Below are 5,799 nucleotides of genomic sequence, written 5' to 3' on the forward strand. Positions count from 1 at the left end.
AAAATACATAAATCATAGTAATGTTTTATGTCTTTAAATTTGAAGTAAAATTGATTAGTTCTATGTAGGAAAATAAAGGTATTTGGAATATGAAAAAAGCCGCTTCAATTTTGCTTTGAAACGGCTCTATGAAATAAAAATAGATTACAACTAGAAATGTAGTGCGAATCCAACATTAAATTGTATAATACTTTCAGCTATTTTATCATCCAATGAGTAGTTATATCTTACTCCAGGTTCAATACTTACATTGTCACCCAAAAATATTGCATAACCTCCTTGAATTCCTACATAAGAAGGATCTTTTTGTCCAGATACTTTGTTACTTGTAGAAATTCCATTGTATGACAATTCAACTGGTATTGTGTTTATTACATAATATTTTGCTCCGATTTTATAAGCAAAAACACTACCATTGACTGTTGTTGATGCACCATTAATAGGATTGACAATTTTTTGACTTGTACCACCGTAACCCAAACCAACTTTAATGGCTAAATTGTCTATTACAAAATAACCACCTTCGGCACCAAAATTGTATTCAGAGTCCCCGTCTACTGAATCAAAACCAATTCGAGTACTGCCCACACCGGATCCAAATCCTGTGTTTGCTTCAATTAACCATTTTCCTTTGGCTGTTTGTTCTTGACCATTTGCAAAACCAAAACTGATAATTGCAATACTACATAATAATAACTTTTTCATTTTTTATTTGTTTTAAAATTAATTGATATGAAGTTATTAATGTTATAAATAAAATAAATTAGCATTTAAAATAAGTTTTCAAAAATTTAGTAAACAATAAGTTACAATTTATTGCAAGCTTTTTTTGACTATTTGCTCCACTTAATTTTTATATGAAATTGAAATAATTAACTTTACACAATCATAATAACACATCATGAAAATAATTATCATAAATGGTCCTAACCTCAATTTACTTGGCAAACGCGAGCCAGAAATTTATGGCAATCAAGATTTTGAAAGTTATTTCAAAATATTAGAATCAAAATTTTCAAATATTCAGTTGTTTTATTATCAAAGCAATGTGGAAGGGGAAATCATCAATAAACTTCAAGAAGTTGGGTTTGTATATGATGGAATTATTATAAATGCTGGCGCTTACACACACACTTCTGTTGGTATTGGCGATTGTATTAAATCTATAAAAACGCCTGTTGTCGAGGTGCATATTTCCAATACCTTTTCTAGAGAAACTTTTAGACACCAATCTTATATTTCTCCAAATGTAAAAGGGATTATAATTGGATTTGGCTTACAAAGTTATGATTTGGCTTTACAATCATTTTTATAAAAGTTTAATGAAAAAATTCCAAATTCTTCTATTTCTACTTTTTGCTGTTCCTACTTTTTCGCAAATTAAAGGAAAAGTATTCGATGCCAAAGGCGAAAGTTTACCATCCGTTACTATTTTAATCGAGAACTCCTATAATAATACAACTTCAAATGAAAATGGGTTGTATGAAATAAACATCAAAAAAACGGGAAAATACAATATAATTTTTCAATATTTGGGTTTTAAAACTCGAATAATAGCAGTAGATATTGATAGTTTTCCTTACACATTGGACGTGAAATTATCTGAAGAAAATTATATTCTTAACGAAGTGAATATTTCGAGTAAAGAAGATCCTGCAAAGCAAATTATAAGGAATGCCATTGCTTCCAAAAAATTAAATTCTGAACGAACTGCAAAATACAATTCGGACTTCTATTCACGTGGAATATTTAGAATTAAAGATGCGCCAAAAAAAATTATGGGACAAAATGTTGGCGATTTTGATGGTGCTTTAGACTCTACCAGAACTGGAATTTTATATTTGTCGGAAACAGTTTCTAAACTTAAATTTCAAAAACCTGACAAAATGAAAGAAACCATATTGGCATCTAAAGTAAGCGGAAAAGACAATGGTTTCAGTTTTAACAATGCTGCTTCAGTAGATTTTGATTTTTATGAAAATTATTTACCATTTCAAATTAATGTAATTTCTCCCATTAATGACAATGCTTTTAACTATTATAAGTTTAAAATTGAAGGTAGTTTTTTTAACGAAAACAATCAACAAATTAATAAAATTAAAGTTATTCCGCGTCGGGACACGGAACCCGTAGTTGAAGGCTACATTTATATAGTTGAAGATTCTTGGGCTATTTACGCTGTTGATGTGAATTTGAAAGGATATAGAATGCAAACGCCAGCCATTGATAATTTGATTTTAAAACAGAATTATAGCTTTAATAAAACAGATTTTATTTGGACGAAAAATACACAAAGCATTGATTTTATTGCTGGAATGTTTGGATTTAATGTTACAGGTAGGTTTACTTATGTGTATAGTAATTATGAGTTTGAACCTAAATTTACTAAAAAAACATTCAATGCTGAGGTGTTGACTTTTGAAAAAGAAGCCAACAAAAAAGACAATAATTTTTGGAATTCTACACGTCCAATTCCTTTGACTGATGAGGAAAGTACTGATTATATTAGAAAAGATAGTATTCAAACTTTGAGAAAATCTAAAACCTACTTGGATTCTATTGACAAAAAAAACAATACATTTTCTGTGTCTAAAATAGTATTGGGTTATACTTATAAAAATTCTTACTTAAACAAAACAATTAGCTACAAAGGACCTTTGCTCACCCTCGGTTTTAATACAGTTCAAGGCTATCATCTGTCATCAAAATTAACTTATCTAAAAAGAAATCCTGAGGATAGAACCAACATTAGTTTTGGATCTACTTTTAATTATGGTTTTGCTGAAAATAGGCTAAGAATTAAAGGCGATTTTTCATCTAGATTTAATAATCAGAAAAATGCAAATATCTCTTTTTCAATGGGAAATGATATTGTTCAGTTTAATGATCGAAATCCTATTTCAGCCATTGTCAATACAGTAAGTACACTTTTCTTTAAAAATAATTATATGAAATTGTACGATAAGAATTTTGTAAAAATGTCATACAGTCAAGAAGTTGCGAATGGGTTTTCTGTTTTTTTAAATGCAGAATATTCAGAGAGAAAACCATTGTTTAATAATACAGATTTTACTATTTTAAATAATGATGATTTATACACATCAAACAATCCATTGTTGCCTAATAATTTTGAAATAGCAGCCTTAGAAAAACACAATTTGATCAAATCTAAAATTACAAGTAGAATTAATTTCGGTCAAAAATATTGGACACGACCAGATGGAAAATTTAATATCCCGAACGAAAAGTATCCTACCTTATTTGTTACTTATGAAAAAGGCTTTGCAGGAAATCAAAACGTATATAACTTTGATTATTTGGGCAGTCAAGCCATACAAAACTTTTCTTTGGGGAATAAAGGAAAATTGGGATTGAATTTAGCAGCTGGAAAATTTTTTAAAGCGCAAAATATTTCATTTGTAGATTATAAACATTTTCTGGGAAATCAAACTCGTATTGGACAATCAGAAAATTATTTAAACGTTTTCAATTTGATGCCATATTACACCAATAGTACAAATAACGCTTTTTTAGAAATGCATTCCGAGTACAATGACAATGGTTATTTCATGAATAAAATTCCATTATTAAACAAACTAAAATCAAGTTTGGTATTAGGATTTCATAATTTGTCAATTCCAAATAAAACACCTTATCAAGAATTTTCTGTTGGATTGGATAATTTGGGTTGGGGGAAATTCAAACTATTTAGATTGGATTATGTACGAGCCTATCAAAATGGTTTTCAAACCGATGGCGTCGTTTTTGGATTAAAAATATTGAATGTTATTGATTAAATTAACGTTTAAAAAACACATCATAACCAAAACGGATTAATGTTCCAACTACAACAATCAAAAAGAAAATACGAATAAAATCATTTCCTTTTTTTATGGCCAACTTGGCACCAATCCAACCGCCAAAAGCATTGCAAAATGCCATCGGAATAGCAATAGCCCAAATGATTTTACCTTTTAAAACAAATAAAGTTATGGAACCCAAATTGGAAGCTACATTTACCATTTTAGCATTGGCTGAAGCGTGCAAAAAATCGAAACCAAGAATACTTATAAAAGCAACAACTAGAAAACTACCCGTTCCAGGGCCAATAAATCCGTCATAAAATCCTATAAAAGAACTAATCAGAATGCCAAATAGTATCATTTTACTTTCAGATAAATTTTTGATTTGTTGCAATCCAAAATCTTTTTTTATAAAAGTGTATACAGCTAGTATAATTAAAATAAAAAACAATAGAGGTTTCATGAAATCATTGGAGACCAGAGTTAATAATTCGGAACCCAGAAAAGCAAAACTACAAGAAAAAATTGCCATGATGAGCAATAGTTTCCAGTTCATCTTTACATGTTTCAAATAATGAAAAGCAGCCACGCTTGTACCACTTATACCTGGTATTTTTAGCGAACCAGTTATTGAAGAAACGGGAAAACTAGGAAGTAAAATTAATGCAATTGGCGTTTGAATTAATCCGCCACCACCAACAATAGCATCTACAAAACCAGCAAAAAATGCGGCAAAACATAAAATAATAATGATGTAGTTTTCCATGTTTTTTTACAAAAAAATCCCAATTTGCAGTGCTATTGGGATTTATATATTAATGATTTACATTTTTCAAATACAATAATGTATTTGCGAATTAAGTAAACTGAGGATTTTTGTTAAACATTAAATCTAATGTTTTAAAAAATAAATTTGAAGCAATTTAAAATTTAATTTTTTTTAGAAGTTATATTGGCTTAGAAATTAATTAGCAACATTCTCAAGTTGACCAACTTTTTTCCAGTTTGGGTCAATATTCATTGTAACTGCAACATAAACATCTTTACTGTTACTTTTAAATGCAGTTCCTTTATTAATTTGTGCACTCACTTCTTTTGGAGATAAATTGTAAATAGCACCAGTAATTGGGTCGACAATCAATCCAATTATTCCACCAAATAATACATTTCCAATATACCAACCATTAAATTTTTTAGTTAATTTTGTCTCGTAAGTTTGGTAACCATCTAGTTTAATCACAACGCTGTGTTCACTTTTTCTTGCAAGTTTAATTTCAAATGGTGTTTTTCCAACTTCAATTTTGTCAATAATAATAGTTGCTTCGGACGGATTACTTGTAAATTTTACTTTCTGTTTTGAACCAGAAACGATTGTCGCACAACTTGAAAATAATAATAATGTAATTGCTAACGAACTAGAGATAATTGTTTTTCTCATTTTTAAAATAAATATTAGGGGTTAATTAATTTATAATTGATCTAATGATAATTTAGTAGTGTTATTTTGAAAACAAATCACAATGAAATTTTTAAACAAGTATTCCAAAATATAGGGTAAATTATATTTTAATTTTTTTTATAAAGAGTTTATTTTCAATTGTTAATACTTTTAATTATTTCTGGAAATTGAATTTTATGTAATGTTAATAATTGATAATATAATTGCTGTATATACTTTAATACATAAATTTATTATTATTATGTATTTTAGTAATCAGGTAAATTATTCCCTAATGATATTGGCACCAATTGCTCTCAATCGTTCATCAATACGTTCGTAGCCACGATCTATTTGTTCAATATTTTGAATAGTGCTCGTTCCTTTTGCAGAAAGTGCAGCAATCAAAAGTGAGATACCAGCTCTAATATCTGGCGAACTCATTGTTGTAGCTTTGAGTTGCGATTCGAAATTATGACCCATAACTACTGCTCTATGTGGATCACAAAGCATAATTTTGGCTCCCATATCAATCAATTTATCTACTAAAAACAATCG

5 protein-coding genes and 1 pseudogene are annotated in these 5,799 nt (G+C 28.8%); 2 read left to right on the forward strand and 4 right to left on the reverse strand.

Features of this window, described 5'->3' with window-relative positions:
• Positions 1–150: 150 nt before the first annotated feature.
• Positions 151–705 carry a hypothetical protein gene (locus tag RMN92_RS06135; protein WP_309608587.1) on the reverse strand — a complete coding sequence of 185 codons (555 nt, stop codon included), beginning with the start codon at positions 703–705 and terminating at the stop codon, positions 151–153.
• A gap of 196 nt (positions 706–901) precedes the next feature.
• Between RMN92_RS06135 and RMN92_RS06140 the strand changes: the two genes are divergently transcribed.
• Positions 902–1,315 (forward strand): type II 3-dehydroquinate dehydratase, encoded by a 414-nt coding sequence (locus RMN92_RS06140; RefSeq protein WP_309608588.1) that lies wholly within the window; start codon positions 902–904, stop codon positions 1,313–1,315.
• A 7-nt stretch (positions 1,316–1,322) separates the two neighbouring features.
• A complete protein-coding gene (locus RMN92_RS06145; protein ID WP_309608589.1) occupies positions 1,323–3,797 on the forward strand; it encodes a DUF5686 and carboxypeptidase regulatory-like domain-containing protein in 2,475 nt (824 codons plus the stop codon).
• 1 nt (position 3,798) lies between these two features.
• On the opposite strand, the gene RMN92_RS06150 is transcribed toward RMN92_RS06145, so the two are convergent.
• The 3 genes and pseudogenes from RMN92_RS06150 to RMN92_RS06160 form a co-directional block, all read right to left on the reverse strand.
• Entirely contained in the window at positions 3,799–4,569 is a 771-nt protein-coding gene (locus RMN92_RS06150; protein ID WP_309608590.1) for a TSUP family transporter, read from the reverse strand.
• 198 nt (positions 4,570–4,767) lie between these two features.
• On the reverse strand, positions 4,768–5,241 hold the full coding sequence (locus RMN92_RS06155) for a PEGA domain-containing protein (RefSeq protein ID WP_309608591.1): 474 nt from the start codon (positions 5,239–5,241) through the stop codon (positions 4,768–4,770).
• 285 nt (positions 5,242–5,526) lie between these two features.
• Positions 5,527–5,799 (reverse strand): annotated as a pseudogene (locus RMN92_RS06160) (UDP-N-acetylglucosamine 1-carboxyvinyltransferase); the annotation flags it as partial.

It is taken from the genome of Flavobacterium sp. (assembly GCF_031363805.1).
Classification (GTDB): domain Bacteria; phylum Bacteroidota; class Bacteroidia; order Flavobacteriales; family Flavobacteriaceae; genus Flavobacterium.